This is a genomic window from Nocardioides limicola (assembly GCF_016827675.1).
GTDB classification, from domain to species: Bacteria; Actinomycetota; Actinomycetes; order Propionibacteriales; family Nocardioidaceae; genus Nocardioides; species Nocardioides limicola.
In genome coordinates this window covers 1-26,233 of sequence record NZ_JAERJA010000010.1, presented here as the reverse complement: position 1 = coordinate 26,233, position 26,233 = coordinate 1, and the positions used below count along the sequence as shown (strand labels likewise).

General features: G+C 68.3%; 25 protein-coding genes. 8 read left to right on the top strand and 17 right to left on the bottom strand.

Going from position 1 to position 26,233, the window contains the following annotated elements; genetic code table 11:
* Nucleotides 1-15: 15 nt before the first annotated feature.
* Nucleotides 16-507 carry a helix-turn-helix domain-containing protein gene (locus JKG67_RS15230; protein WP_203338194.1) on the bottom strand — a complete coding sequence of 164 codons (492 nt, stop codon included), beginning with the start codon at nucleotides 505-507 and terminating at the stop codon, nucleotides 16-18.
* Nucleotides 508-625: 118 nt separating this feature from the next.
* Nucleotides 626-1,174, bottom strand: a complete 549-nt coding sequence (locus JKG67_RS15225) for a GNAT family N-acetyltransferase (RefSeq protein WP_203338193.1) — start codon at nucleotides 1,172-1,174, stop codon at nucleotides 626-628.
* Between the two features lie 139 nt (nucleotides 1,175-1,313).
* Here JKG67_RS15225 and JKG67_RS15220 point away from each other — a divergent pair, with 139 nt between their 5' ends.
* The 5 genes from JKG67_RS15220 to JKG67_RS15200 all read left to right on the top strand — a co-directional run bounded on the left by JKG67_RS15220 (nucleotide 1,314) and on the right by JKG67_RS15200 (nucleotide 6,933).
* Complete coding sequence (locus tag JKG67_RS15220; protein ID WP_203338192.1) at nucleotides 1,314-2,531, top strand: acetyl-CoA C-acetyltransferase; 1,218 nt, start codon at nucleotides 1,314-1,316, stop codon at nucleotides 2,529-2,531.
* 172 nt (nucleotides 2,532-2,703) lie between these two features.
* Nucleotides 2,704-4,281, top strand: coding sequence for an AMP-binding protein (locus JKG67_RS15215; protein WP_203338191.1), 1,578 nt, complete (start codon nucleotides 2,704-2,706; stop codon nucleotides 4,279-4,281).
* A gap of 11 nt (nucleotides 4,282-4,292) precedes the next feature.
* On the top strand, nucleotides 4,293-4,904 hold the full coding sequence (locus JKG67_RS15210; protein ID WP_203338190.1) for a TetR/AcrR family transcriptional regulator: 612 nt from the start codon (nucleotides 4,293-4,295) through the stop codon (nucleotides 4,902-4,904).
* A gap of 43 nt (nucleotides 4,905-4,947) precedes the next feature.
* Nucleotides 4,948-6,105 carry an acyl-CoA dehydrogenase family protein gene (locus JKG67_RS15205; RefSeq protein ID WP_238998530.1) on the top strand — a complete coding sequence of 386 codons (1,158 nt, stop codon included), beginning with the start codon at nucleotides 4,948-4,950 and terminating at the stop codon, nucleotides 6,103-6,105.
* A gap of 51 nt (nucleotides 6,106-6,156) precedes the next feature.
* A complete protein-coding gene (locus tag JKG67_RS15200) occupies nucleotides 6,157-6,933 on the top strand; it encodes an SDR family NAD(P)-dependent oxidoreductase (protein WP_203338189.1) in 777 nt (258 codons plus the stop codon).
* A 69-nt stretch (nucleotides 6,934-7,002) separates the two neighbouring features.
* Here the strand turns inward: JKG67_RS15200 and JKG67_RS15195 are convergent, their stop codons facing one another.
* The 5 genes from JKG67_RS15195 to JKG67_RS15175 form a co-directional block, all read right to left on the bottom strand.
* Nucleotides 7,003-7,824 (bottom strand): ABC transporter ATP-binding protein, encoded by an 822-nt coding sequence (locus tag JKG67_RS15195; RefSeq protein ID WP_203338278.1) that lies wholly within the window; start codon nucleotides 7,822-7,824, stop codon nucleotides 7,003-7,005.
* Nucleotides 7,821-8,597 carry an ABC transporter ATP-binding protein gene (locus JKG67_RS15190; protein WP_203338188.1) on the bottom strand — a complete coding sequence of 259 codons (777 nt, stop codon included), beginning with the start codon at nucleotides 8,595-8,597 and terminating at the stop codon, nucleotides 7,821-7,823. The genes JKG67_RS15195 and JKG67_RS15190 overlap by 4 nt, the downstream gene beginning before the upstream one ends.
* 57 nt (nucleotides 8,598-8,654) lie before the next feature.
* A complete protein-coding gene (locus JKG67_RS15185) occupies nucleotides 8,655-9,899 on the bottom strand; it encodes an ABC transporter substrate-binding protein (RefSeq protein ID WP_203338187.1) in 1,245 nt (414 codons plus the stop codon).
* Between the two features lie 64 nt (nucleotides 9,900-9,963).
* A complete protein-coding gene (locus JKG67_RS15180; protein ID WP_203338186.1) occupies nucleotides 9,964-11,082 on the bottom strand; it encodes a branched-chain amino acid ABC transporter permease in 1,119 nt (372 codons plus the stop codon).
* Nucleotides 11,075-11,962 (bottom strand): branched-chain amino acid ABC transporter permease, encoded by an 888-nt coding sequence (locus JKG67_RS15175; protein ID WP_203338185.1) that lies wholly within the window; start codon nucleotides 11,960-11,962, stop codon nucleotides 11,075-11,077. Before JKG67_RS15175 ends, JKG67_RS15180 begins: the two co-directional genes overlap by 8 nt.
* A gap of 210 nt (nucleotides 11,963-12,172) precedes the next feature.
* Here JKG67_RS15175 and JKG67_RS15170 point away from each other — a divergent pair, with 210 nt between their 5' ends.
* Both JKG67_RS15170 and JKG67_RS15165 read left to right on the top strand, forming a co-directional pair.
* Nucleotides 12,173-14,047: an acyl-CoA dehydrogenase gene (locus JKG67_RS15170; protein WP_203338184.1), complete on the top strand. Its 1,875-nt coding sequence runs from the start codon at nucleotides 12,173-12,175 to the stop codon at nucleotides 14,045-14,047.
* Between the two features lie 59 nt (nucleotides 14,048-14,106).
* Nucleotides 14,107-15,024 carry an SDR family oxidoreductase gene (locus JKG67_RS15165; RefSeq protein ID WP_203338183.1) on the top strand — a complete coding sequence of 306 codons (918 nt, stop codon included), beginning with the start codon at nucleotides 14,107-14,109 and terminating at the stop codon, nucleotides 15,022-15,024.
* On the opposite strand, the gene JKG67_RS15160 is transcribed toward JKG67_RS15165, so the two are convergent.
* From JKG67_RS15160 to JKG67_RS15115, 10 genes are all read right to left on the bottom strand, one after another.
* Nucleotides 15,013-15,525 carry a nuclear transport factor 2 family protein gene (locus JKG67_RS15160; protein WP_203338182.1) on the bottom strand — a complete coding sequence of 171 codons (513 nt, stop codon included), beginning with the start codon at nucleotides 15,523-15,525 and terminating at the stop codon, nucleotides 15,013-15,015. The two genes, JKG67_RS15165 and JKG67_RS15160, sit on opposite strands and share 12 nt — an antisense overlap.
* Before the next feature lie 9 nt (nucleotides 15,526-15,534).
* On the bottom strand, nucleotides 15,535-16,206 hold the full coding sequence (locus tag JKG67_RS15155; RefSeq protein WP_203338181.1) for a TetR/AcrR family transcriptional regulator: 672 nt from the start codon (nucleotides 16,204-16,206) through the stop codon (nucleotides 15,535-15,537).
* Between the two features lie 98 nt (nucleotides 16,207-16,304).
* Nucleotides 16,305-18,224 carry an oxidoreductase gene (locus JKG67_RS15150; RefSeq protein WP_203338180.1) on the bottom strand — a complete coding sequence of 640 codons (1,920 nt, stop codon included), beginning with the start codon at nucleotides 18,222-18,224 and terminating at the stop codon, nucleotides 16,305-16,307.
* On the bottom strand, nucleotides 18,221-18,682 hold the full coding sequence (locus JKG67_RS15145) for a Zn-ribbon domain-containing OB-fold protein (protein WP_203338179.1): 462 nt from the start codon (nucleotides 18,680-18,682) through the stop codon (nucleotides 18,221-18,223). Before JKG67_RS15145 ends, JKG67_RS15150 begins: the two co-directional genes overlap by 4 nt.
* Nucleotides 18,679-19,881 carry a thiolase C-terminal domain-containing protein gene (locus tag JKG67_RS15140; protein ID WP_203338178.1) on the bottom strand — a complete coding sequence of 401 codons (1,203 nt, stop codon included), beginning with the start codon at nucleotides 19,879-19,881 and terminating at the stop codon, nucleotides 18,679-18,681. Before JKG67_RS15140 ends, JKG67_RS15145 begins: the two co-directional genes overlap by 4 nt.
* Nucleotides 19,878-20,351, bottom strand: a complete 474-nt coding sequence (locus JKG67_RS15135; protein ID WP_203338177.1) for a MaoC/PaaZ C-terminal domain-containing protein — start codon at nucleotides 20,349-20,351, stop codon at nucleotides 19,878-19,880. Before JKG67_RS15135 ends, JKG67_RS15140 begins: the two co-directional genes overlap by 4 nt.
* Before the next feature lie 30 nt (nucleotides 20,352-20,381).
* On the bottom strand, nucleotides 20,382-21,542 hold the full coding sequence (locus JKG67_RS15130; protein WP_203338176.1) for an acyl-CoA dehydrogenase family protein: 1,161 nt from the start codon (nucleotides 21,540-21,542) through the stop codon (nucleotides 20,382-20,384).
* Nucleotides 21,543-21,584: 42 nt separating this feature from the next.
* Nucleotides 21,585-23,231, bottom strand: coding sequence for a class I adenylate-forming enzyme family protein (locus JKG67_RS15125; protein ID WP_203338175.1), 1,647 nt, complete (start codon nucleotides 23,229-23,231; stop codon nucleotides 21,585-21,587).
* A gap of 98 nt (nucleotides 23,232-23,329) precedes the next feature.
* Complete coding sequence (locus JKG67_RS15120; protein WP_203338174.1) at nucleotides 23,330-25,300, bottom strand: alpha/beta fold hydrolase; 1,971 nt, start codon at nucleotides 25,298-25,300, stop codon at nucleotides 23,330-23,332.
* Between the two features lie 226 nt (nucleotides 25,301-25,526).
* Nucleotides 25,527-25,727, bottom strand: a complete 201-nt coding sequence (locus JKG67_RS15115) for a type II toxin-antitoxin system PemK/MazF family toxin (RefSeq protein ID WP_307816589.1) — start codon at nucleotides 25,725-25,727, stop codon at nucleotides 25,527-25,529.
* A 168-nt stretch (nucleotides 25,728-25,895) separates the two neighbouring features.
* Between JKG67_RS15115 and JKG67_RS15110 the strand changes: the two genes are divergently transcribed.
* Nucleotides 25,896-26,233 (top strand): DUF6998 domain-containing protein (locus tag JKG67_RS15110; protein ID WP_203338172.1); only part of this gene is annotated, 338 nt, incomplete at its 3' end.

The window sequence follows — 26,233 nt, the reverse complement described above, 5'->3', positions numbered from 1 at the left end:
CGGGAAGTGCAACGATCACCTCATCGGTGGTGGGGGCCCATCGAGAACCCCGTACAGGCCAGCATCTTCCGCTTCTCGCGCCATGTCATCCAGCGCCTCGGAACGGGTCTGACGAGTCCGCTCCGCGTAGTCGATCAGGTCCACGAGGCGCACGTACCGGTGGCGACCGGGCCGACTCATCGGGATCTCGCCCGCATCCAGCAACCGCACCGCGGTGGGACGGGATACGCCCAGGTAGTCGGCCGCCTCCTGGGTGGTGAGCATGGCGTTGAGTGGCGCGACGTTGACGCCCATCCCCGCCGTCAGGGCATGGGCCACCTGAAGTAGAACGTCGTGCATTTCTCGTGGAATGGGCACCTCGTTGCCCGCCGCGTCCACAAGAGCGGGCCGATGACTGCTCGTCTCGGGAACCGCCCCGAGCGCGCGGGCGAAGGTGCGGTAGAGCTCCTCGTCAGCATCGCTCGCAACGTACGTGCGGGCATCGGTGCTAGCAGCAGATCGCGTCATGACGAACCTCCTTGGCGCGCACATCCAGAGTAGCAAACGAACAAATCGAACACACGGGACTTTGGGGGCTCCTAGTGCCGATCCTCGATGCGGGCGTCGAGGCCACGAGCACGGAGCGCTAACTCACCTCGCGTCCGAGGACGGCGAAGATCAGGTCGTCGGTCCATTCACCCTTCGCCCACGTGCTCTCCACCAGGTGCCCCTCGCGGCGCATCCCCACGGACTCGAGCACCTTGACCGAGGGCGCGTTGCGGGGACCGCAGGAGGCGGTCACCCGATGCTTGCCGAGCTGGTCGAACAGGTACCCCAGAAGCGACGTGACGGCCTCGCCTGCGTAGCCGCGCCCCTGGTGCTCCGGAGCGATGGTGAACCCGATCTCGGCGGTCCTCGGTTCGTGCGCCTGAGCCACGAAGGCACAGTCACCGATGAGCGCATCCTCCAGGGTCACCGCGATCTGCAGCCACTCCCCGGGTACGTCGGCGGGTTGTGTCGCCATCGCCGAGACGAAACGGCTCGCTTCCTCAAGCGGGTACGGCGCCTCCCAACTCTGGTAGCGGGCCACGGCTGGGTCGGACCTGTAGCGGGCGAAGGCCTCGGCGTCGGACTCACGGAACCGGCGGAGGCCCAAACGTGAGGTGCTCAGTTGCGGAAACGGGGCGTTCGTCATGCCCCCAGTGTCCGCTGGCCCGCACGACAGCGGTGACGACACTCCACACCCCTCTTTCAACGCTAGTGTTGACTAGAACCGGATGGCGTGTCCAGAATGTGCCCGCCAGAGCCCCTTCACCGAAACCCGAGGATCCTCCATGCCTGAAGCAGTCATCGTCTCCACCGCCCGCACACCGATCGGACGTGCCTTCAAGGGCTCGCTCGCTGAGATGAGGGCCGACGAACTGGCGGCCGTCGCGATCCAAGCGGCCCTCGCCCAGGTGCCCTCGCTCGACCCCACCGACATCGAGGACCTCATCCTCGGATGTGGCCTCCCGGGCGGGGAGTCCGGCTTCAACATGGCCAGGATCGTCTCGGTGCTGATGGACATGGACCACCTCCCCGGCACCACGGTCAACCGCTACTGCTCCTCCAGCCTCCAATCCACTCGGATGGCGCTGCACGCCATCAAGGCCGGCGAAGGAGATGTGTTTATCTCGGCCGGGGTCGAGGCCGTGAGCCGCTCGACCAAGGGTCACAGCGACAACCTGCCCGACACCGAGAACCCGATCTTCGCCGAGGCGGCGAAGCGCACCGCTGACCGGGTCGCGACCGGCGGCGCGTGGAGCGACCCCCGGGACGCAGGCGACCTGCCCGACGTGTACATCTCCATGGGGCTGACCGCGGAGAACGTCGCGGAGCTGCACGGCGTCAGCCGCGCCGACCAGGACGCGTTCGCCGTACGCAGCCAGAACCTGACCAACCAGGCGCAGGCCGAGGGTTTCTGGGATCGCGACCTGTTGCCGGTGCAGCTGCCGAACGGCCAGGTCGCCGACCGCGACGACAGCCCACGGGCGGGCGTCACCATGGAGTCCGTGGGCGCGCTGAGCCCGGCGTTCCGCCCCGACGGCACCGTGACCGCAGGCAACGCCTGCCCCCTCAACGACGGTGCCGCCGCCCTGGTGATCATGTCCGACACCAAGGCGCGTGAGCTCGGCCTCACCCCGCTGGCCCGCATCGTCTCCACGGCGGTCAGCGGCCTCGCCCCCGAGATCATGGGGCTGGGTCCGGTGGAGGCCTCGCGTCGAGCGCTGGCCCGCGCCGGACTCGGGGTGGACGACATCGACCTGTTCGAGATCAACGAGGCATTCGCCGCCCAGGTGATCGCCTCGGGCCGCGAGCTCGGACTGGACTTCGACCGGCTCAACGTGCACGGAGGCGCCATCGCCGTGGGCCACCCGTTCGGCATGACTGGCGCCCGCATCGCGTCCACGCTGGTCAACGGCCTCCAGGTCAAGGACAAGCAGTTCGGCCTGGAGACGATGTGCGTCGGCGGCGGTCAGGGCATGGCCATGGTCATCGAGCGCCTGTCCTGAAACGTTCGCCACTGCGGCGCGGGTGTCCGCCGGAACACCACTCCGGCGGGCACCCGAAGGCACCGATCTGACCCCAAACTTGATATTGACATCAAGTTCAAGTTCGGTCTAGCGTGTCGTCAGTCCCGGGTATCCACGTCCCCTCCCGATCCACCTTCCCGAAGGAGTCCAGGTGCCGTCCAACCACACCCTCGTTGCAGGTATCGAAGCCTGGGCCGAGCGCACACCCGAGGCGGTCGCCGTCATCGAGACCGCTCGCCAGGCGACGTACGCCGAAGTCCGCGACAACGCCCGCCAGGTCGCCGGCGCGCTGGCCACCCTGGGTGTCGAGAAGGGACACCGGGTCACCTACCTGGGCAAGAACTCCATCGAGCAGATCGAGCTCACCACGGCCGCAGGCATGCTCGGGGCCGTCACCGTGCCGATCAACTGGCGGCTCAGCGCCCGCGAGATCGCCGCGCTCATCGACCACATGGACGCCACCGTCGTGGTCGTCCAGTCCGTGCTCCTCGAGCTGGCCCGCGACGCCCTGGCCGCCAGCCCGCGGGTGCAGCACGTCGTCATCATCGGCGACGGAGCCACCAGCACCGAACTCACCTGGCAGAGCTGGAGGTCCGCCGCGACCCCGCTGGCCCCGCACCAGTTCGCGACGCTTGAGGACGCCGACGTCGTCGCCCAGCTCTACACCTCCGGCACCAGCGGCACCCCCAAGGGCGTGATGCTCGGCTGTGCCGGGCTGCGCGCGACCGTCGCCCTGCTCGACGAGATCTGGCAGCTCGGCCAGGACGCCGTCCTGATGCCGGTGCTGCCCTGGTTCCATGTCGGTGGGATCGGCGCCGCCACCGGAGCCCTGCACACGGGCGGTTCCATCGTGGCGCAGAACGAGGTCTCGGGCGGCTCCATCCTCGAAGCCATCGAGCGGTTCCGGGTCACCTCGATGGTGGTCGCCCCGGTGATGATCCAGGGCATCTGCGCCCACCCGGACGCCCGCACCGCCGACCTCTCCACCCTCAAACTGGTCTCCTACGGCGCCTCCCCCATCACCCAGACGGTGCTGCGCGAGTTCCTCCAGCTGCTGCCGCACACCACCATGGTCCAGATCTACGGCATGACCGAGACCTGGGGCACGATCACCCTGCTCGACGACGCCGCCCACCACGACACCGAGCACCCCGAACGCCTCCAGTCCGCCGGGCGCCCGATCACTGCCCTCAGCATGAAGCTGCTCGATCCCCTCACCCGCGAGCCGGTGCAGCCGGGAGAGACCGGCGAGGTCTGGGTGAAGTACGTCGGCAACATGCTCGGTTACTACAAGCTGCCCGAGCAGACCGCCGCGGTGTTCACCGACGACGGCTACATGCGCACCAACGACCTGGGATGGCAGGACGAGGGAGGCTTCCTGTTCCTGCGCGACCGGGTCGGGGACATGATCGTCTCCGGGGGCGAGAACATCTTCCCCACCGAAGTGGAGGGCGTGATCGCCTCCCACCCGGACGTGGCTGAGGTTGCCGTCGTCGGCGTGCCGCACGAGAAGTGGGGCGAGACCCCGCGCGCCTACGTCATCACCAAGGCTGGTGCCACGTTGGAGCCGCAGGCGGTGATCGACCATGCGCGCGCCAACCTGGCCCACTACAAGTGCCCGACCTCGGTCGAGGTCGTGGAGTCCCTGCCTCGCAATCCGTCGGGCAAGTTGCTGCGGCGCGTCCTGCGAGTCGAGGCGGAGGCCGTCGCGCCTTCCGTCTCGGTCTGAGGGGTTCCGACATGACCACCGAGGTGCGTCAACCGCGTACGTCGCGGGGCTGGGCCCGGCGCGAGCAGGTGCTGCGCGCTGGTCAGGCCGTGTTCGAGCGAGAGAGCTACTACCAGGTGCGGGTGGCCGACATCGCCCAGGAGGCCGGGGTCTCGCACGGCACCTTCTACACCTACTTCACGTCCAAGGACGACGTCCTCAAGGCCTTGATCGACGAGCTCGTCGAGGTCTCCTTCGCCGCCTCCTCGAAGCCGGTCACCCCGGATACGACGCCGGCCCAGCAGCTCGAAGAGACGATCGCCCGCTTCATGCACACCTACCGAGACAACGCCAGCATGCACCGGGTGCTCGAGCAGGTGGTGGCCAGCAACCCCGACTTCATGGCCTACCGCCGTCGGATCCGCAAGCGCTACATCGACCGCATCGAGGCCACCATCGAGTCGTGGCAGTCTCGCGGGACCGGCGAGGGCGCCCTCGATCCCCGGCACGCCGCCGAGGCGCTCGGCGGGATGGTCGCCGATGTCGCCTTCGCCAGGTATGTGCTGAAGGAGCCCCTGGACGAGGACATCGCCATCACGACGATGGCCCGCATCTGGTGCCGGTCCGTCGGCATCCCAGGCTGACCCGCTCCCCCATCGCCGCACTCGACCCCCGACGGAGAGATCCATGCAGTCCCCCGAGCCCTACGTCTCCCCGTGGATGCGCGACGCCGACGTCGCCGACACCGCTGATCTGGCACGCGTGTTCTTCGCCAAGGAGGTCACCCCGCACCGGGAGCGGTTCGCCGAACAGCACCAGGTGGACCGGGCGACCTGGACGAAGGCGGGCGAGGCCGGACTGTTGCTGGCCAGCATTCCCGAGGAGTACGGCGGTGGCGGCGGCACGTTCGCCCACGAGGCCGCCGTGCTCTGGGAGCAGTGCCGCTCCGGCGACGACGCGTTGGGCCTCGGCATCCACTCGGCGATCGTCGCCCACTACATCCACAGCTTCGGGACCGAGGAGCAGAAGCAGCGCTGGCTGCCGCCGATGGCCTCCGGTGACCTGGTCGCGGCGCTGGCGATGACCGAGCCCGGCACCGGTTCTGACCTGCAGGCCGTCCGGACCACCGCGCGTCGCGACGGCGACCACTACGTGGTGAACGGGACCAAGACGTTCATCACCAACGGTGGGCATGCCGACCTGGTGCTCCTGGTGGCGCGGACCGGCGGCGAAGGCGCCACCGGCATCTCGCTGCTGGTCACCGAGGTGACCGGGGCGGAGGGGTTCGCGCGCGGCCGGGTGTTGAAGAAGATCGGCCAGCACGGCCAGGACACACGGGAACTGTCCTTCACGGACATGAGGGTGCCCGTCGCCAACCTGCTCGGCAACGAGGAGGGGCAGGGCTTCTACCAGATGATGCAGCAGCTCGCGCAAGAGCGGCTGGTGATCGGCATCGGCGCCGTGGCCTACGCGGAGACCGCCGTCGAGGAGACGGTGCGCTACGTCAAGGAGCGCACTGCCTTCGGCAAGCAGGTCCTCGACTATCAGAACACGCAGTTCGTCCTGGCCGAGTGCTCGACCGATGTCCTGGTGGCCCGCACCTTCCTGGATCACTGCATGGAGCTGCATCTGGCCGGCCGTCTGGATGCGGTCACGGTCTCCCGGCTGAAGTACTGGTCCACCGACATGCAGTGCACCGTGATCGACCGTTGTCTCCAGCTGTTCGGCGGCTACGGGTACATCACCGAGTACCCCATCGCCCAGCTCTACGCGGGTGCCCGCGTGCAGAAGATCTACGGCGGGACCAACGAAATCATGAAGGTCCTGATCGCCCGCTCCCTGTGACCCCCCCCCCCCCCCCCCGCTCCCCAGCACACCCCCCGAAAGGACACACCTGTGACCACCTCACCTGCCGAGAGCAGCCGACCCGTGGCGTTCGTGACCGGAGGCACCGGCGGCATCGGCGCCGCCTCCTGTCGGGCCCTGGCCCGCGACGGCCATGACGTCGTCTTCACCTACCACTCCAACGTCACCAAGGCCGAGGAGCTCGTGGCCGAGCTGCAGGAGGCCGGCGCCACCGCGCGGGCGGTGCAACTCGACCTCACCGACGTGGACGCGGTGATCGACCTCATCGCACAGGTCACGACCGAGTTCGGCGACGTCAAGACGGTCGTGCACGCCAGCGGCCCGTTCGTCGATCAGATCTACATCAGCAACATCGAGCCGAAGAAGTTCACCTCGCACGTCGACGCTGAGCTCAACGCCTTCTTCAACGTCGTGCATGCCACGCTGCCGGCGCTGCGGCGTACGGCGGGTTCCATCACCGCGGTGACAAGCGTGGCCGTGCAGCGGTTCCCGGTGAAGGACATCCTCTCCGGCGCCCCGAAGGGCGGCATCGAGGTCATCGTGCGCGGCATCGCCCGCGAGGAGGGCAAGTTCGGCATCCGGGCCAACTCGGTGGCGCCCGGCGTGGTCGAGGATGCCATGGGCATCGCCCTGATCGAGACCGGCAACTTCGACCCGGCGTCCATCGAGATCACCATGCGCCTCACTCCGCTGCAGCGCTTCGGTCTCTCGCACGAGATCGCGGAGGTCGTCGCCTTCCTGGCCTCCGACAGGGCCAGCTACGTCAGCGGACAGGCGATCGCCGTCGACGGCGGCTACTGCGCCTGACGGCAGCCGACCTCACCGCACACGTCAAGGAGGCGGGAGCCCGAGGGCTCCCGCCTCCTTGTGTGTGAGTCAGTGCCCGGCCAGCAGGTCGCTGGCGCCCTTGACTCCGAGGTAGGCCTCGATCACCTTCGGGTCCTCCTGCACCGCTGCCGGCGGGCCGGAGGCAACGACCCGACCGAAGTCCAGGACCGTGACATGGTCGGCCAGCCGCATCACCATGCCCATGTCGTGCTCCACCAGGAGGACCGTGATGTCCATCTCGTCGCGGATGGTGCGCATCAGCTTCGCCATCCGCGAGGTCTCGGTCGAGTTCATCCCGGCCACCGGCTCGTCGAGCAGCAGCACGCTCGGCTCCATACACAGCGCGCGCCCGATCTCGACCCGCTTGCGGTCTCCGTAGGAGAGGTCCCCTCCTCCGGAGTCGAGCAGGTGACCCAGGTCGACCAGGTGCGCCACCCTCTCCACGTGCTCGATCTGTCGGGCGGCCTCTCGCCTGGCCGACGGGAGCGCCATCCCGGCGCTGAACCAGCCGGCCCTTGTCTGGACGTGCCGGCCCAGAAGGAGGTTCTGGCGGACCGTGAGGTTGCTGAAGACAGCCAGGTTCTGGAAGGTCCGGGCCATCCCGGCGGCGGCGATCCGGTTGGCGGCCCAGCCGTCGATCCGTTCTCCGTTGAGCAGCACCTCGCCGCCTGAGATCCGCACCATGCCGGAGACGGCATTGAAGAACGTGGTCTTGCCGGCGCCGTTGGGGCCGATCACCGCGTGGATGCCGCCGACGTGTACGTCGAGGGACACGCTCTGCAGGGCCCGGACGCCGCCGAAGGTGACGTCGACATCGTGGAGCTGGAGTGCCAGCGCCGGCCGGTCAGGGCTCATGCTCACGTCGTTCATGACTGCTCCTTGTTGCCGACGAACACGGGGTCGGTGTCTTCGTCGGGCTCGTCATCGCTTCCCTGTCCTAGGTAGAGACGACGGACCTCGTCGCTGTCGCGCAGCTCGGCACCGGGCCCGTGCAGGCTCACCCGACCGTTCTCCAGGACGTAGGCGTAGTCCGCCATGCTCAGGGCCATCGAGGCGTTCTGCTCCACCAGGACGACGGTGGTGCCTGCCTGGTTGATCTGCTGCACCACGGCGGCGACGTCGTCGACGAGTTTGGGAGCAAGCCCCAGCGACGGCTCGTCGAGCAACAGGAGCTTGGGGTCGGCCATCAGCGCCCGACCGATGGCGAGCATCTGCTGCTGACCCCCCGAGAGCAGGCCGGCATGCTGACGGAGTCGGTCGGAAAGGTCCGGGAACAGGTCCAGGACACGCTTCTGCTGGTGCCGCTGCTCTGCGCGCGACCTCAGGAAGCCACCCACTCTGAGGTTCTCCTCCACCGTCAGGCCCCCGAAGATCCCTCGACCTTCGGGGGCCTGGATGAGGCCCCGACTGACGATCCGGTCGGCCCGGGTCCGGACCAGGTTGAGTCCGTCCCAGTCGATCGCACCGGCAGTGACAACGCCGTTGAAGGCGTTGAGCACGTTGGAGATGGCCCGCAGCAACGTCGTCTTGCCGGCGCCGTTGCTGCCCAGGACGGTGACCAGTTGGCCTTCCTCGACCGTGAGGTCCACGCCGCGCAGCCCCTCGGCGACGCCTGCGTAGGTGACCTTGAGTCCGTTGACCATCAACACTGCTCTACTCCTGCTCTGCCGGGATCCGTCGTGACCTGGATCCGTGCTGGATCAGAGTCCGCTCTTGGCGACGAGGTCGCTGATGAACGGCTCCTGGATCTCGGTGAAGCCCGTGGTCGCCGAGCCGTCGGGCTGGAGGATGCCGACCTCGATCGACTGCGACATTCCGTCGCCACGAGAGAAGTCGAGCTCCGTCATGATGCCGTTGGTGGCCACGGTGTCCATGGACCCGAAGGCGTCGACCACGCTGTCGCGGGTGAGCTCACCGTTCGCGCATCCCGCTTCGAGGATCTGCCCGAAGATGGAGGCCTGGCCGTAGCCGAGCATCAGACCGTAGTTGGGGTCACCCTCGCCGTACTTCTCGAAGGCGTCGCGGACCTCCGCGGCGCCCGCGCTGTCGTTGTCCCAGTTGGTGAACGGGGAGGCGAAGTACGAGTTCTCCTCGAAGAGCTGCTTGGCCGGCCCGGCGAGGAGCGACTCGTCGAAGTTGCCCGGCGACGGGGACAGGATCGCGGGCTCGAGACCCTGGGACGAGGCCGTGGAGACGAAGGTTCCCAGGTGCGGGGTGCTGATGGCAGACATCACCAGCTTGGCGTCGGCCCTCTTGAAGGCCCGGACCGGGCCGGTGAAGTCGGAGTCGGAGACCTGGACCTTCTGCTCGACCAGGTTCAGGCCGTACTCCTCGGCGACCAGCTCCATGCCGGTCAGGACGCCCTCGAAGATGCCGTCGTAGCGCACCAGGCCGATGCTGTCGCCGGGCTGGAGGCCACGCTCCTTCACGACCCATTCGGTCAGCGCCACGCTGGCGACCTCGTAGGTGGCGCCCGGCAGGAAGATGGTCTCCGTGCCCTCGAGCAGCATCTCGTCCCAGGCGTAGGTGGACGCCAGGACCTTGTCCTTGGTGAGTGAGGGGGCGGCGGCCAGGATCGGGCCGGAGCCGAGGATCGTCTGCATACCGAAGACGTCCCTCTCGAGCTCGCGATAGATCGTCACGGCGTCCTGGATGTTGCTCTTGTGGTCGCGCACCACCAGTTCGACCGTCCGGTCGCAGATGCCGCCGTTGGCGTTGACCGCGTCGACCCAGAGCTGCGAGCCGGACAGGTACTTCTTGCCGACCGGACCCCACACGCCTGTCAGGTCGGTGATGTGGCCGAGCTTGATCGAGTCCTCGGTCACGCCGGGTGCGCCGGCGGAGGCGCCGTCGGAGGCGCCGTCGGTGTTGTTGCCGCAAGCGGCGAGTGCGGCTGTGGTGAGGAGAGCCACGGCCGCGGCTCCGGTGGCACGCATGAGCTTCATGTCTGATCCCTTTCCTGGGTTCCTGCTGGTGAGTTGACTGGTGGTTGGGCTGTTGGCCCGAGAGTCATGACCGAGATTGATCGGCGCGAGGGCGAGACCGGAGGATCCGGATCCGGGCCCGACGCCCGAGCGCGGTGAGGCCATCCGGCTCGACGATGAGGATGAGGATGATGGCTGCGCCGAAGAGGTACGTCGCTGCGGCCGCCGGCGTGAGGCCGGTGACCGAGCCCTCCGGGGCGAGGAGGGGGATGGCGTCGCCGTACCGGCGGAGGAGCTCCGGCAGCACGATGAAGAGCGCGGTGCCGACGACGGCACCGACGACGAGGGCGGAGGCGCCACCGAGGATGGCCATCATCAAGATGTTCATCGTCAGGTAGAGCGTGAAGCTCTCCTTCACCAGGACGCCGGCGACGAGGCCGATCAGGATGCCGCTGACGCCGGCATAGACCGAGGAGAAGAAGAAGGCCTGGGCCTTGTAGCGACGCACATTGATGCCGAGTCCGCGCGCCAGGTGCTCACCGTCCCGGATGGCCTCGAGGGCCAATCCGACACGGCTGCGGGAGATCAGCGCGGCGAACGCGAAGGCGAGGGCAGCGACGCCGGCGACGAAGTACCAGATGTCTCTCGCCTCATAGAGCTCGTACTGCCCGAACCGCATGGATTCCAGGACCCGGCCGGAGGTGCCGCCGGTGACTCGTTCGGCCATCCCGAAGACGTGCGAGCCGAGGAAGACCAGGCCCAGGGTGGCGGCGGCCAGGGAGAGCCCTCCCAGCCGGGAGGTCAGCGGGCTGAAGGCCAGCCCCACCAGTCCGACCAGGAGCGCGGAGAGGACGAAGGCGAGGAGCGGGTCGAGCCCCAATCCGTCGGTGCGGGCGCTGTTCTGCCCGGAGAGGTAGGCGTAGGAGAAGCCACCCAGTCCCATGAAGAAGGCGTGGCCCAAGGAGAGTTGGCCGGCGGAGTACAGCAGGTTGAAGCCGACCACGCCGACGGCGAAGGCGGCGAGGTTCATCACCACCGGCAGCCAGGTGCCGGCGATCGAGGGGGTGATGATGACCAGGATCGCGGCGACGACGAGGCCGCCGCCCCTGAGCAGGGTCGCGGGGGGGAGACGTCTGCGAGCGGCCCTCGCGCCCGGCGTACTGACGGCAGGTGCGGCGACGCGGGTGTCGACGAGTTCAGACACGATTGACCTCCTGCGTTCCGAAGAGTCCGGCCGGCTTGAACCAGAGGACGATGACCATCAGCACGTAGGTGAGCACCTCGTGGAAGCCACCACCGAGGAACTCCAGGTGCGACTGGTAGCCCTGGGCGAGGATCTCGGCCGTCCCGATCATCAGGCCGCCGACGATCGCTCCGTGGGTGGAGTCGAGGCCGCCGATCACCGCGGCCGGGAATGCTCGCAGGGCCACGTGCGAGAGGTCGACGTTGACGCCGGACGACGGGAAGGTCGCCAGGAACACACCGGCGATCACCGCGAGCACACCGGCGAGCACCCAGGCCACGACGGAGAGCCGGTTGAGCCGGATCCCCATCAGCGGGGCGACGTCGCGGCGCTCGGTGGCGGCTCGGAAGGCGACCCCCCACGAGGACCGTTTGAACCAGACGAAGAACGCCGCGACCACGACCAGCGAGACGACCAGGGCGACCAGGCGACTGAGCGGGATGTCCACCGCGCCGATGCTGACCATGGTCGCGCCCCAGGGGTCACCCATCGGGAGCACCCGGGTGTTGATCTCGCCACGCGCATAGGTCATCAGGACCACGTCGAGGCCGATGGTCATCACGGTGATGGCCAGCGCGGAGCGGCCCGCCATGGATCTGACCAGCACCCGCTCGACGAGCAGGTTCAGCGCCACCGCGGCCGCGATGCCCGCCAGCACGGCGAGCAGGAAGTTCACGTGCGCCAGGCGGGTCACCACGTAGGCACCGAGGAGCAGCATCGCTCCGTGCGAGAAGTTCAGGATGCCGGTCGCCTTGAAGACGATCACGAATCCCAGCGCGATCAGACCGTACAGCGCGCCTAGCGACAGGCCGCTGACCAGTAGCTGCAGCAGATCAGCCACTCAGCTCACATCCTCTGGAAGGGGAGAAACACTGCCCTTGATCGCGTCTCGACGGTGAGACGCAGGCCACACTCTGCAATGAAGTTGACACGGTCGTCAAGAGTTTTCAACACATTCGTTGAAAAAAGATCAACACATCCGTTGATCTCCCTCCGGTTCAGCGCCTACGCTGCTGGGAGCAGCCGATACGACCACCCCTGGGACTGGCCCGTGAGTCACTACAAGAGCAACCTGCGCGACATCGAGTTCAACCTCTTCGAGGTGTTCGACCGGGGCGAGATCCTGGGCTCCGGACCGTTCGCCGAGGTGGACGGCGACAGCGCTCGCGAGATCCTCCGCGAGGTGGATCGGCTCTCCCGCGACGAGTTGGCGGAGCCCTTCGCCGACAGCGACCGCCACCCCCCGGTCTTCGACCCCTCGACCCACACCGCTCCGCTGCCGGCGTCGTTCACGAAGAGCTACCGGGCCTGGATGGAGGCGGAGTTCTGGCGGTTGCAGATCCCCGCGGAGCTCGGCGGCACACCGGCCCCCTCGTCCCTCAACTGGGCCATCGGTGAGATGGTCCTCGGCGCCAACCCGGCGCTGTGGATGTACGCGGTCGGCACGACGTTCAGCCGGCTCATCCTCCGCAACGGCAACGACCGGGATGCGCGGGTGGCCAGGGTCATGGTGGACCGCCAGTGGACAGCGACCATGGTGCTGACCGAGCCGGACGCGGGTTCCGACGTGGGCGCCGGCCGCGCCAAGGCCACCCTGAACGAGGACGGCTCGTGGCACCTCACCGGCGTCAAGCGCTTCATCACCAGCGCCGAGCACGACCTCAGCGAGAACATCCTGCACCTCGTGCTCGCCCGTCCGGAGGGGGTGGCCGGGGCCGGCGGGCCGGGCACCAAGGGCCTCTCACTCTTCCTGGTCCCGAAGTTCCACTTCGACCACGAGACCGGCGAGCTGACCGGCGAGCGCAACGGCGCCTACGTCACGAACGTCGAACACAAGATGGGGCTGAAGGCGTCCAACACCTGCGAGGTGACCTTCGGCGACCCGCAGGTCGGCGGCGGTGAGCCGGCCCGGGGCTGGCTGCTCGGCGAGGTCCACGACGGCATCGCCCAGATGTTCGACGTCATCGAGTACGCCCGGATGATGGTGGGCACCAAGGCCATGGCCACGCTCTCCTCCGGCTATCTCCACGCCCTCGACTACGCCAAGGAGCGCGTCCAGGGCGCCGACATGACCCGGACCGCCGACAGGACCGCGGCACGCGTCACGATCACCCACCATCCCGACGTACGGCGCTCGCTGATGACCCAGAAGGCGTACGCCGAGGCGCTGCGAGCCCTGGTGCTCTACACGGCCACCTGGCAGGACCGGGTGGCGATCGCCGAGCACGCCGGCGACACCGAGAGCGAGGCGGTCACCCTGGCTGGGGCGATCAACGACCTGCTGCTCCCGATCGTCAAGGGCTTCGGCTCGGAGCGTTCGTGGGTGCTGCTCGGCACCGAGTCGCTGCAGACCTTCGGCGGCTCGGGCTACCTCCAGGAGTATCCGATCGAGCAGTACGTCCGAGACGCCAAGATCGACACGCTCTACGAGGGCACCACGGCGATCCAGGGCCAGGACCTCTTCTTCCGCAAGATCGTCAAGGACCAGGGCCGTGCGCTGGGCCACCTGACCGCCGAGATCGAAGCCTTCGTCGACGACGAGTCCGGCGACAGCCGGCTCCGGGGCGAGCGACGCCTGCTCGGCACCGCACTCGAGGACCTCAGCGCCATCGTCCAGCAGATGACGGACGACCTGGCCTCTTCAGCCGGGGCGGCCCGCCACGTCTACAAGGTCGGTCTCAACGCCACCCGGCTGCTGATGGGAGCCGGCGACGTCATCTGCGCCTGGCTGCTGCTGCGCCAGGCCGAGGTCGCTCTGGCCAGGCTGGGCGGCCCGGTCGGCGACCGGGATCGCGCCTTCTACGAGGGCAAGGTCGCCGCCGCCTGCTTCTTCGCCACCACCAACCTGCCCAGGCTGACGTCCGAACGGGTCATCGCCGAGAGCATCGACCTCTCGCTGATGGACCTCGACGAGGCGTCGTTCTGAGCACCCGCTGCACACCCACATCCACACTGACAACGACGACGACGCTGCGAGGCAAACCCATGGGACTGAAGCACCTTCGTGGAGGAACCGCCCTGGTCACCGGCGGCGGTCGAGGCATCGGCCTCGCCCTCAGCCGGGCGCTGCGTGACGAGGGCATGACCGTGGTGATGACCGACCAGGACGAGGACGCCCTGGCTGACGCCGTCCAGACCTCGGGAGGCACCGGCCTGGTCCCCCAGGTCCTGGACGTGCGCTCCGCCGAGGACTGGGAGCGGGTCGTCCAGGAGACGTGGCGCGATCACGGGGCCATCGATCTGCTGTGCAACAACGCTGGCATCGGTGTCGCTGCTCCGGCCGGATCGTCACCGAGCCCGGTCTGGGATGTCCCGCTGGAGAAGTTCCGGCAGGTCATCGACGTGAACCTGGTCGGCACCCTGCTGGGCATGCGGACGGTCATCCCCCGGATGATCGCCCGGAAGCGGCCCGCACACATCGTGAACACCGCGTCGATGGCGGGATTCCTCGCCCCGCCCTCCCTGGGCGCCTACGCCTCCTCCAAGTTCGCCGTCGTGGCGCTCTCCGAGGTCGCCGCCGCCGAACTCTCGGCGTACGACATCGGCATGTCGATCCTGTGCCCCGGCGGAGTGGCCACGCCGTTCAACGAGTCCGCCCGCCGCTTCGGCGCCAGCGATGGCGACGGCCTGCGGCCAGCGACCGCCGCCGCCACGGACGCGACGAAGATGGACCCCGCCTCGGTGGCGGCACGGGTCGTCGAGGCGGTCCACCACGGTGAGCTCTACGTGTTCACCCACCCCGAGTACGCCCCGCTGGTCGACGAACGCCAGGCCGCCGTCGCCGCTGCCTTCGGCGCGTCCGCACAGCCCGGCTACCGCGATCCCGAGGATCTGCTGGTCCGCGTCCGCACGCCGCTCCACCGGCGCGACCGTGCGGCCGGCCCGCAGGGCTCAGCGGGTTGACGCTGCGCGCGCCTCACCGAACAGGGCGTACGCCGGATCGTTCTCCCCCAGGCCGCCTCGCAGCCACTCCGGGGCGCTCGGCAAGGGGGGCTCGCCGCCCGCTGCGTGTTCCCAGTCGAGGATGACCAGGCGGTGCGCGATCCGCCACTGCCCCGTCCGACGCTCGAACCTGTCGGCGTAGCGCAGGCCCTGCAGGACCGGGACGTCGCCCTTGAGGTCGCGGCGATAGACCGCGAAGGTCTCGGCCCAGGCGGTGTCGCCCTTGACCTCGATGTACGGGGTGCCCATCAGGTGGAAGGTCGAGTTGAGCTTGTCGGCAAGCCGGTCGAAGTAGGCCAGCAGGCCGTCCAGGTCTCCCTTGTAGCGCCCGTGGTCGTCGTACGCGTCGGGGTGGTAGCACGACCTCACCGTCTCGAAGTCACGCCGGTCGACTGCGTGGGCGTACTTCGCGATGACGTTCTGGATCTCGAGCCGGCTGGCCAGCTCGTCGAGGTCGTGCATGAGGTTCTCCTATTCTCCCGGTGGCGCGGCGTCGTCACCTCGACGATGCTCGATGCCACGCAGGAAGACGCTCGTGAACTCACTCGCGATCTCGGCCGGCTCGAAGTTGCCGGGCCGATACCAGCGGTGGGTCCAGTTGATCATTCCCCACATCGCGTGCGCGACGAGGACTGGATTCAGGTCGGGTCGGAAGGAGCCCTGCTCCATGCCGTCCCGGAGCAGCGCGAGGAGCGCGTCCTCGAACTCACGGGTCTGTTTGAGCATGGTCTTCGCCCAGGGGTCCTCGCGGTCCGCGATCCGCGTCATGTCCTCCTGGATGTAGACGAAGACCTGGGGGTAGTTCTCGTGGAACGAGACCAGCGCGTGGTGGATCAGCTTCTCGATCCGCTCGGGGGGCGTCAGGTCGGAGCTCTTCAGTCCGTGCACCATCTCCAGGTTGCGTCCGGTGACCCCGGCCACCGCCTCCTGGAGGATCTCGTTCTTGCTCGGGAAGTAGTAGTACAGCGAGGCCCGGTCCATGCCCACCTCTTCGGCGATGTGGGCCAGCGTCGTGGCCTCGAAGCCGTGCTGCTTGAACAGGAGTGTGGCGGCGGCGACCACCTGCGCCTTCTTCTCCAGATAGGCGGCGTTGCCCTCCTGCCTGGCGAGAGCGCGACGGCGTCCGATGTTGCTCTGAGTCATCTCACTCCTGAGGTCCTGGTGGGTCGCCGATTGTAGTACCACCAGATCACCGGACCCGGGCACCGCGTAGGGCTGGTGCAGCACCCGGGCCGACCCGGTCACAGCAACCGCCCGACCCGAGCCCCCTCGGAGATCGCATCGATGTGCTCGCCCTTCTCGACGACATCACCGACGAGATAGATCCGCGGCACCTGGCGTCGCAGGTCATCCAGGAGCGCCGCGTCCACGGTGCTGGTCTCGCCCATCACCAGGAGGTCGGCCGGCACCACATCGGAGCCGGACCCGTCCTCACGCACCAGCTCGACGGTGTCGCGGGTGATGGCGCCCAGTCGGGTGAGGGTCCGCTGGTCGACGCCCTTCCCCTTCAGTCGTTCCATCAGGGTGCCCCGGACGATCCCGGTGAGCAGCGGCGCGACCTTGCGCTCGGGCGTCGCCAGGACGACGGTGTTGTCGCGCTCCTCGGTGAGCAGGTCCGCGAGCTCGCAGCTGCGGGTGTCGGCGCCGACGACCACCACCGATCGATGGTCGGGAACCTCGCCCATGAGCAGCTCGTCGACGTTGCTGACCGTGCCGCTGGACCGGGTGTGACCGTGGCCCTCGCCGGTGGCCAGGACGACCGCGGTCGGCGACGTGGCCACGATGGCCTCCACCGTCGCCTCCTCGCCGGTCACCACGTCCACGCCGTGCTTCTCCAGCTGGACCGAGTAGAAGTCCACCAGCCGACCGAGGTCGCCCTTGTGCGGCCCCCGCGACGAGACGACCAGTTGGCCGCCGAGCGCCGCGGCGCGCTCGAACAGGGTGACCGAGTGACCTCGCTGGGCAGCGACGAGGGCCGCTTCCAGACCGGCCGGGCCGGCGCCGACGACGACCACCCGGCCAGGTGTGGCCACCGGCTCGATGGCGTACTCCTGCTCACGACCGAGCGCGGCGTTGGACATGCAGACGAGCGGCTGGTCGCGCAGCACACCCCGGTTGACGCAGTCGAGCAGGCACGGGCACGGGCGTACGTCCTCGTGCCGGCCCTCGCGCACCTTGTTGGGAAGGTCGGCGTCCGCCATCAGGGCACGACCGATGGCGATGAAGTCGGCTTCGCCGGCGGCCAGGATCTCCTCGCCCTGCTCGGCGGTGAGCTTGCCGGCGACCATCACCGGGAACGACACGTCCGCCTTGATGGCCGCGGCCAGCGGCACCAGGAACTTCGGTGGCGTGTAGAGGGTGTGCATGGTCGCTTCGTAGTGCGGGCTGCCGGCAGAGATGCTGATCGCGTCGTAGCCGGCCTCCTCGGCGAGCCGGGCGTAGGCCCGGCTGTCCTCGAGGGTCACTCCGTTGGGAGTGTCGTACTCGACGCCGTTGATGCGCAGCCAGACGGGGAAGTCCTCGCCGGTGAGCCGCTTGGTCTCGTTGAGGATGTCGATGAGGATCCGGAACCGGTTCTCGACGCTGCCGCCGTACTCGTCGGTGCGGTAGTTGGTGAAGCCGGAGAGGAACTGGCTCAACAGGTAGACGTGCGCGGCGTGGATCTCCACGCCCTCGAACCCTGCCCGCTTGGCCCGGAGGCCGGCCTCGGCGAAGCCTCGCACGGCGTTCCGGATGTCGGAGAGGGTCATCTCGATCGGCACCTCGCGCTTGCGGGCAGCGACCGGGGAGGGGCCCATCGGGGCGCGCCCGGTGAGGTCGCGGCGTACCTCCCTGCCCCCGTCGCCCAACTGGATGGCGGCGCGGGCGCCGTTCTCCTTGATCGAGGTGGCCAGCTCGCTCAGCCCCGGGAGGTAGCGGTCGTGGCTGATGTCGAAGTACGTCTTGAACATCTTGCCGCCGGGCAGCGGCATCGACGCCTCGACGACGACCAGTCCGGCACCACCGCGGGCGCGTGCGGCGTAGTAGGCCAGGGCACGCTCGGTGACGAACCCGTCCTCGCTGCCGTATCCCATGAGCATCGGCGGCAGCACGATCCGGTTCTCGATCTCGAGGGTCCCGATCCGGCCGGGCTGGAAGAGGCGGTCGACCGTGGCGCTCATGCCGATTCCTGACTCACGTCGTCCACCAGCCGGAACTTGGGCAGGGTGATCTCGTCGGTGACGTCCTCGAAGACGACCTCGACCGGCATGCCGATCTCCAACGCCTCCGGGTCGCAGTCGACCATGTTGCTCACGATGTGCGTTCCGTCGGCGTCGGGCAGCTCCACGATCACCACTACGATCGGGTAGCGCTCGGCCGGCCAGGAGAACATCGGCACGGATCGCGGCTCGTAGCCGCGGACCACGGTGAAGGTGTGGATCGTCCCGCGCCCCGACACCTGAGTCCACTGCGACTTCATCGATCGGCAGGACGGGCACATCAGCTGCGGCGGGAAGCGGAACCTCCCGCACTCGGCGCACTGCTGGATGCGCAGCTCGTGCCTCTTGGTGGCCTCGTAGAAGTCACGGGACCCCTCGGCATAGAACCGGGGCAGTGGGCGGTCGTACTTCTCGGTCATGACATTCCTCCACGGTCGGAGCCCAGGATCACGGCGCTGGTCGGCGTGGGCACCGAGCTCGTGACCAGGCACAGCTCTGCCTCATCGACCTGACTGGTCGAGGTACCCCGAATCTGCTTGACGCCCTCGACCACATGGTTGAACCCATGGATCGACGCCTCGGACAGCATCCCGCCGCTGGTGGTGATCGGCAGCGAGCCACCCAGCTCGATGTTGCCGTTCTCGACGAAGGAGCCACCCTCGCCCTTGGCGCAGAACCCGTAGTCCTCCAGTTGGAGCAGGACGTTGACGGTCGCGCAGTCGTAGATCTGGGCCACGTCAATGTCCGCGGGGGTGACCCCGGCCATCCCGAAGACCTTCGGAGCCACGTAGTGGGCCGGCGAGACCGTGGGGTCGTCCTTGAAGAGGTGCATCTCCCAGTTGAGGGAGGGGTTGGGTCCCAGGCCGGCGGCCGCGCCGTGGATGACCACCGGCTTGTGCCGGGAGTCCCGGGCCTGCTCGACCGAGCTCACCAGGACCGCGGCCGCGCCTTCGCAGTCGCTGAGGGTGACGTCGTCCACGACCAGGCGGCCGGACACCCGGTTGGCGCGGGCGTGGTCCTCCAGGGTCAGCGGCACGTCACGCAGGATCGCGTTGGGGTTGCGGTTGGCGGCCTTGCGGATCGCCACCGCGATGGCGCCGAGCTGCTCGGTGGTGGTGCCGTACTTCGCCCGGTGGGTCTCGTAGGTGAGCGCGTAGGTGTCCATCATCGACAGCCAGCCGTAGGGGCGCATGAAGTCAGCCACGCCACCCTCCATCGCCCACACCGACGCGGCGTTGCGCTTGGCGAAGTGCGTCATGTCGTAGAGGGTGAACGCCCGGTAGACGATGACGTTCTTGGCCAGGCCCGAGGAGACCGCGGCAGCAGCCGCACCGATCGCAGCCGCACCCGATCCGCCGTAGTAGGGGATCTCCACGGAGAAGGAGAGGTCCTTCATGCCCAGGTTCTGGTGCAGGATCTGGTCGTTGCCGGAGCCGTCGATGGAGTAGCGGACGATGCCGTCGATGTCCTCGACTGCGATCCCGGCGTCTGCGGCGGCCTTCTCGATGGCCTCCAGGGCCAGCGCCAGGCGGTTGCGTGAGGCGCCCTCGGCGAAGCTGGTCTCGCCGACCCCGGTGATGGCGGCCTTCCCTGACAGTGTCGACGCGGAGAGGCTCATCGTGCGGGCTCGCTCTCGTCGCGACGGCCGACCAGGATCTTCTGCACGTAGGAGGCACACACCTCGTCGCGCTGGTTCTTCACCTCGCACGCATAGGTGATCACGCCGCGTCCGTTGCTCTTCGGCTCGAGGCCGACGACCTCGCCCTCCCAGTGGATGGTGTCGCCGATGAAGGTGGGGTTCTTCATCCGGATCTCGTCCATGGCCAGGAAGGCGATGAAGCTCTTGGGCGAGAAGGTGTTGGGGCCCATCCACATGCACAGGGAGCCGCCGAGGCTCATGGTGAGCATGCCGTGGGCGATGCGCTGCCCGAAGCTGCTCTTCCCGGCGTACTCCTTGTCGATGTGGATCGGGTGCCAGTCGCCGGTGATCATCGCGAAGTTGACCACATCCGACTCGGTGATGGTGCGGGCCGGGCTGACCAGCCGCTCACCGACCGTGTAGTCCTCGAAGGACTCGCGTTCCTGCATGGTTTCGGTCCAATCTCTGGGTGGGAAGGGTCAGTAGGACTTCGGCAGGCCGAGGCGCTCGCCGATGAGGTTCTTCACGGCGTTGTTGGTCACCGGGGCGAAGGTGTAGCGGCCGTCGCGCAGGTAGTAGCTCATGTTGAACTCCAGGGTGTGGCTGTAGCCGCCCAGGACGTCCATGCACTCGTTGACCACCCAGATGCACGTCTCGGAGGCCAGCAGTTTGGCGCCGGAGGACTCCATCTCGGCGGGCTTCCCGTTGGTCTGCAGCCACGCCGCGCGGTAGACCATCTGACGGACGGCCTGGAGCCGCACCCAGATCTCGGCCAGCTTGTGCTGGACCGCCTGGAACTGACCGATGGGCCGGTTGAACGCGGTGCGGTTCTTCGCGTACTCCAACGCCTCGTCGAAGGCGGCCTGGGCGATGCCCAGCGCCATCGTGGCGGCGCCGATCCGCTCATCGTTGAGGACGTTGAACAGGGCGTAGAGCCCCTTGTTGACCTCGCCGAGGATCATGTCGGCCGGCACCCGCACGTCGTCGAAGATGACGTTGTTGGCGCCGGTGGTGCGCTGGGCGAAGACGGGGATCGGTGTGATCGTCAGGCCGGGCGCGTCGGTGGGCACCAGGAACATCGTCACGCCGTAGCTGCTGCGCTTGTCGAAGCCGTCGGTGCGCACCACCGCGATGACGTAGTCGGCGATGTGGGCTCCGGTGGTGAAGATCTTGGCGCCGTTGATCACCCAGGTGCCGTCCTCGTCCTGCCTGGCGCGGGTGCGCATCGCGCCCAGGACGTCGGTTCCGCCGTCGGGTTCGGTCAGCGAGAGGCCGACGAAGCTGGTGCCGGCCATCAGTCCCGGCAGGATCTTCTCCTGTTGGGCGGGCGTGCCGAGCTCGGCCAGCGAGCGTACGCCGAAGCACATGGTGGTGAAGAAGGCCATGGCCGGGCCGCCCATGACCCGCGCCGCCTCCTCCAGACACAGCATCGCATCAAAGCTGGTTCCGCCCGCACCGCCGAGCTCCTCGGGCGCCAGGATGCTGAGGTACCCCTGGTCGCCCAGCACCTTCATCGCCTCCCACGGCCACTCGGCGTTGTCCTCGAGCTCGCGGAAGTGGGAGGGACTGAACCGGCCCCTGAGCACGTCGCGTACGCCGGCAACCATGGCGCTCTGCTCGTCGGAGATTTCGAAGTCCATGAACTGGGTTCCTCACGTGTGGTGGTGGGTGGGGGCCGACGGTCAGGCGCCGGTGGTGGCGCTGTCGAGCTCGGTCAACGTCCGCTGGCGCAGCGCCTGCTTGTCGAGCTTGCCGGTGGGGGTCACGATCCAGTCGGACTCGCCGACGATCACGAAGCGCTTGGGGATCTTGTAGCCCGCGAGCTTCCCGCGGCAGAAGTCGCGCAGCTCCTGGTCGGTGATCGAGACGCCGTCGCGGAGCTCGATCATGGCGGTCACCGCCTCGCCCCACTTGGGGTCGGGGACTCCGAAGACCTGGGCCATCCGGACGTACGGCGTCTCCGTCTGCAAGAAGAGCTCGACCTCGCGGGCCGACACGTTCTCGCCGCCCGTCTTGACGGTGTCCTTGAGGCGGCCGCGGTAGTAGGTGTAGCCGGCCTCGTCGACGTAGGCGAAGTCGCCGGTGTGGAAGAAGCCCTCGTCGTCGATGGCCTGGGCGGTCTGCTCGGGCATCTTGTAGTAGCCCTTGAAGAGGCCGGGGCCCTTGACGCAGATCTCGCCGATCTGGCCGACGGGGACCCGGTCACCCGTGGCCGGGTCGACGATCTTCTGGACGACGCCTTCGGCCGGGCGGCCGTGCGAGGTCCTCATCCGTTCACGGTCGGCCCGATCCCGGTAGGGGAAGACGTTGGAGAGGTACTCCGAGCAGCCGTAGATGTTGCCGTGGTGTTCGAAGCCCAGCTGGGCGATCTCGTCGTAAGCGGCCGGGTCGCTGCCGATCAGCGCCCGGGTCAGCGAGCTGATGTCGTACTTCTTCAGCTCGGGGTGGCGCGCCATCATCTGGAAGTGCACGTCGAAGCCCCAGGTGACGGTGACGCCCTCCTGCTGGATCAGCTGCATCGCGACGCCCGGATCGAACCAGTCGAGCAGGACCTGGGAGGCGCCTCGGATCAGCGGCAGGATGAAGAGCAGCTGACCTGAGGCGTGGTAGGTGGTGCCGAAGTTGAGGACGACGTCGTCGGCGGTCAGCTCGACCGCGTCGACGTAGTTGGCGCAGTTGCTCAGGAAGCTGTTCTGCGAGTGCATCACGGGCTTGGGGAAGCCGGTTGAGCCCGAGGTGGGCAGACACAGCACGGGAGCCTCGGGGTCCACGGCGTCGGAGAGGGCCAGCATCGCCGTCCGGTCGTAGCCGCGCCCTCCCGCCTTGACGTCGGCGAACGTGCGCGCGTAGGGGCGTGGCGTGCTGCTCCGTACGGTGATGACGCCGCGCAGGGTGGGCACATCGGCCAGCTGCAGGTCGCCGAAGGAACTGTGGGTCAGCTCGGGGAGGGCTCCCTCGAGGCCGGCCAGGATCTCGTTGCCGCGGAACTCCTCGACGGTGATCAGCAGGTCGGGGTCGGTGAGCTGGAAGGACTGGACGAACTCGCGGGCGGTCCAGCTCAGGTTCAACGGGATCAGCACTGCCTGCAGGCGGTGCAGGGCCAGCACCATGGTGGCGAACTCCTCGGAGCCCTCGACCATGGCGGCCACGCGGGTGCCCGCGCCGACGCCGACCGCCTGCAGACCGGCGGCCACCTCGAGGACCTCGTCCTGGAGCTCGCGGTAGGTCAACCGGCGGGCTCCGACGACGAGCGCGGCATGGTCGGGCATCTCCCGGCACGTGTGGTCGAAGGTGCCGGCAAGGCTCTTGCCGAACCAGTCGTAGAACATCGAGATCTCACCGTCCTGAACGGGGTGTCAACGTTAGTGTTGATATACGACCACGCGAACGGCCGGGCTGTCAACACTTGTGTGGAATCTGATGTGCCTCAGTAGAGCTCTGCCTCGTGCTCCTTGCGGTACCAGCGGATCGCCTCGGGCCGGCGGTCGCGGACCTTCGACGCCCACTCGGGATCGGAGACCAGCGCCCTGCCGACGGCGACCAGGTCGACCTCGCCGGAGGTGACGAGGTCGACCAGCGGCGCCAGGGACACTCCGTCGCGATCGGTCTCCTCGGAGCGGGCGGGCGCCGTCACGCCGATCGATCCGACGGCGATCACGGGCAGCCCGGTCAGGTGCCGCGTCCAGCCCGCGAGGGTGCGGTCCGACCCCTCGAAGGCGGGGGTCCAGTAGCGCCGCGTGGAGGGGTGCAGCACGCTCGCCCCCGCCGCCACGATGGGTTCGAGCATGCGGGCCAACTCGTCGGGGTCGGCGGCGCCCATGGCGTTGTAGTCGGTGAGCTTCCACTGGGAGAATCGATAGGACAGGGTGGCCTGCGGACCGATCGCCTCCCGTACCGCTGCGGTGACGCGGGCGCCGAGGGTGCTGCGGTCGCCGATGTCGCCACTGAAGTGGTCCTCGCGCAGGTTGGTCTGACCCCAGTGGAACTCGTCGATGAGGTAGCCATGAGCGCCGTGGATCTCCACACCGTCGAATCCGGCCGCCATCGCATCCGCCGCCGCCGAGGCGTAGGCCGCCACGATCTCGTCGATCTCCACCAGCCCCAGGGGTTCGCCGACGTCACGTCCGCGCAGGTCCAGGCCGGACGGGGTGACCACCGGCGCGTCCGGGAACGGCGGCTTGCCGACCCGTCGCACACCACCGACGTGCCACAGTTGGGCGAGGATCCGGGCGCCCTCGGCATGCACCCGGTCGGTGACCCGGCGCCACGCCTCGACCGCCCCGGGGGCTGCCATCTCCGGGACGTCGGGATAGGTGCCCGCGCTGCGGTGCGGCACGTAGATGCCCTCGCTGATGATCAGCCCCACTCCGGCGGCGGCCCGCCGGGCGTAGTAGTCCACCACGTCGGGGCCTGGTACGCCGTCGGGGCAGAAGTTGCGCGTCATGGGGGCCATCACCACCCGTGAGGTCAACTCGAGCTCGCCGAGCCGGAACGGCTGGAACAGCGGCGCGATCGAGTCGACGTCGTACAACAGCTCGGCCTCGGGCGGTCGTCTGCGGGTGGTCGCGACGAACTCGCTGAGGTGGTTGACGACGAGCCCCGGGTGTTGCCAGGGGCGGTGGTGCTGGGTGTCGGGCATGGTCTGCACCGCCGCGTGCGGAATGGCGTCCTGGAGCCGGGCGACGTTCTCGTCGTTGAGGAAGGGCGACTCCTCGGTGCGCAGCAGCAGCGCGGGGAGTTTGAGTTGGCGCGCGGCGGCGTTCATCACGACCCGGTCGCGGGTGAGGCCGTCGGCCACCGCGTCGAGGGTCCTGGTGTCCCAGTTCCAGTACCACCGGCCGTCCTCGCCGTGTCGTAGTCCTCGATCCAGGCCGGCGGGGGTCATCGGTCGACCGACCAGCTCGGCGAGGGCCGCAGCGGCCTCGTCGAGCCCGCCGAAGCCGGCCGCGGTGCGCTGGTAGAACTCGTTGACACTCCAGTCCGGCTCCATGTCCGGGAGGGAGTCGATCAGCACCACCCCGGCGACGGCGGCCGTTCGCCGGCCCGCCGTGGTCAGCACGACCTTCCCGCCGTGGCTGTGCCCGGCGAGGATGATCGGGGCGGCGAGGTCATTGACCAGGTCGTCGATGATGAGCTCGAGGTCGGCCACGAAGTCCTCGAGTCGGTAGCTGCCCGACGGTGACCAGTCGCTCTCCCCGTGGCCGCGCAGGTCCACGGTGACCGCACGTAGTCCGGCCGCGGCGAGGCCGAGTCCGACGTCGCGCCATTGCTCGCGCGACTGTCCGCCGCCATGGAGCACGACCACGGTGGCGGTGGGGCGGACCGTGGTCGGGGTGAACGTGTCCATCGCCAGCGTGACGCCACCGGCACCGGATCTGCGGGTGGGGTGGACGGTCACCGTGGCCTCGCTCGAGCCGACGGTCGGAGACGTGCGTGAAGGACTGTTCATAGCGGCTCTCACTCGACGGGGGTCAACGCGATCGTTGACGCTCTCGGGTTCAAGGTGCCGCAATGTCCCTATTGCTGTCAACACGAACGGTGCCAAACCGCACGATCTGACCCCACACGGCGCCGCGTCGCTCGACTGCGATCGAACGGACCCGCTCGGCCTGGGCCTTCGAGTCCTACCCCAGTCCGGTGGCGGCTGCCGGGAGCAGTGCCTGGAACGGGAAGATCCGGTCGATGTTGCTGGTCACCGGTACGACGGTGACCAGCCCGCGCCCGAGCCGGGTCGCGATCGAGTTCGCACGGTCGTTGCTGACGATCCCTGCTGGTCGACGCTTGTTCGCCTCGCTCGGCCGGGCCCGGTCCGAGCACCTGCGCACCACACGTCACCGGCCACGTCTGCCTGTTGCTTCTTGAACCGGCATCATCGACCCATGGTGGAGAAGCCAGGTGCAGGCGAGCGTCGGTCAGTCGATCACTCGGAGCGGACTGCTCGGACGGCCGTACTGGTGGAGCGATTGCATGCGGTCGTAGACGAGCTTGAGGCCATGCATCCCGGACGGAAGTTCCCGCTGGATGGTCACCTCGTCGGCTCCATTGGTGAGGCCGCAGCCGAGGCCATGTTCGACATCGTCTTGGTTCCAGCATCCTCGACCGGCCACGACGCGATCGCCGGGGACGGTCGTCAGGTTGAGATCAAGGCGACCTACGGTTCCCGCGGTGTCGCGATACGTCAGACCTCCCACGGGGCCGCCGCAGCGCTCATCGTGCTGAGACTGTCGAGGACGCCCGGCACCGAGCATGCCGCAGCGCTCATCGTGCTGAGACTGTCGAGGACGCCCGGCACCGAGCATGAGGTGGTCTACAACGGGCCGTTGGCCACTGC

Excerpts from the sequence above, each read along its gene's own strand:
- JKG67_RS15165 (WP_203338183.1), top strand. The coding sequence starts at position 14,107 with ATGGGACTGAAGCACCTTCGTGGAGGAACCGCCCTGGTCACCGGCGGC.
- JKG67_RS15220 (WP_203338192.1), top strand. The coding sequence starts at position 1,314 with ATGCCTGAAGCAGTCATCGTCTCCACCGCCCGCACACCGATCGGACGT.
- JKG67_RS15185 (WP_203338187.1), bottom strand. The coding sequence starts at position 9,899 with ATGAAGCTCATGCGTGCCACCGGAGCCGCGGCCGTGGCTCTCCTCACC.
- JKG67_RS15195 (WP_203338278.1), bottom strand. The coding sequence starts at position 7,824 with ATGAACGACGTGAGCATGAGCCCTGACCGGCCGGCGCTGGCACTCCAG.
- JKG67_RS15135 (WP_203338177.1), bottom strand. The coding sequence starts at position 20,351 with ATGCAGGAACGCGAGTCCTTCGAGGACTACACGGTCGGTGAGCGGCTG.
- JKG67_RS15130 (WP_203338176.1), bottom strand. The coding sequence starts at position 21,542 with ATGGACTTCGAAATCTCCGACGAGCAGAGCGCCATGGTTGCCGGCGTA.
- JKG67_RS15125 (WP_203338175.1), bottom strand. The coding sequence starts at position 23,231 with ATGTTCTACGACTGGTTCGGCAAGAGCCTTGCCGGCACCTTCGACCAC.
- JKG67_RS15145 (WP_203338179.1), bottom strand. The coding sequence starts at position 18,682 with ATGACCGAGAAGTACGACCGCCCACTGCCCCGGTTCTATGCCGAGGGG.
- JKG67_RS15140 (WP_203338178.1), bottom strand. The coding sequence starts at position 19,881 with ATGAGCCTCTCCGCGTCGACACTGTCAGGGAAGGCCGCCATCACCGGG.
- JKG67_RS15190 (WP_203338188.1), bottom strand. The coding sequence starts at position 8,597 with ATGGTCAACGGACTCAAGGTCACCTACGCAGGCGTCGCCGAGGGGCTG.
- JKG67_RS15210 (WP_203338190.1), top strand. The coding sequence starts at position 4,293 with ATGACCACCGAGGTGCGTCAACCGCGTACGTCGCGGGGCTGGGCCCGG.
- JKG67_RS15225 (WP_203338193.1), bottom strand. The coding sequence starts at position 1,174 with ATGACGAACGCCCCGTTTCCGCAACTGAGCACCTCACGTTTGGGCCTC.
- JKG67_RS15160 (WP_203338182.1), bottom strand. The coding sequence starts at position 15,525 with ATGCACGACCTCGACGAGCTGGCCAGCCGGCTCGAGATCCAGAACGTC.
- JKG67_RS15230 (WP_203338194.1), bottom strand. The coding sequence starts at position 507 with ATGACGCGATCTGCTGCTAGCACCGATGCCCGCACGTACGTTGCGAGC.
- JKG67_RS15150 (WP_203338180.1), bottom strand. The coding sequence starts at position 18,224 with ATGAGCGCCACGGTCGACCGCCTCTTCCAGCCCGGCCGGATCGGGACC.
- JKG67_RS15205 (WP_238998530.1), top strand. The coding sequence starts at position 4,948 with ATGCAGTCCCCCGAGCCCTACGTCTCCCCGTGGATGCGCGACGCCGAC.
- JKG67_RS15155 (WP_203338181.1), bottom strand. The coding sequence starts at position 16,206 with ATGACTCAGAGCAACATCGGACGCCGTCGCGCTCTCGCCAGGCAGGAG.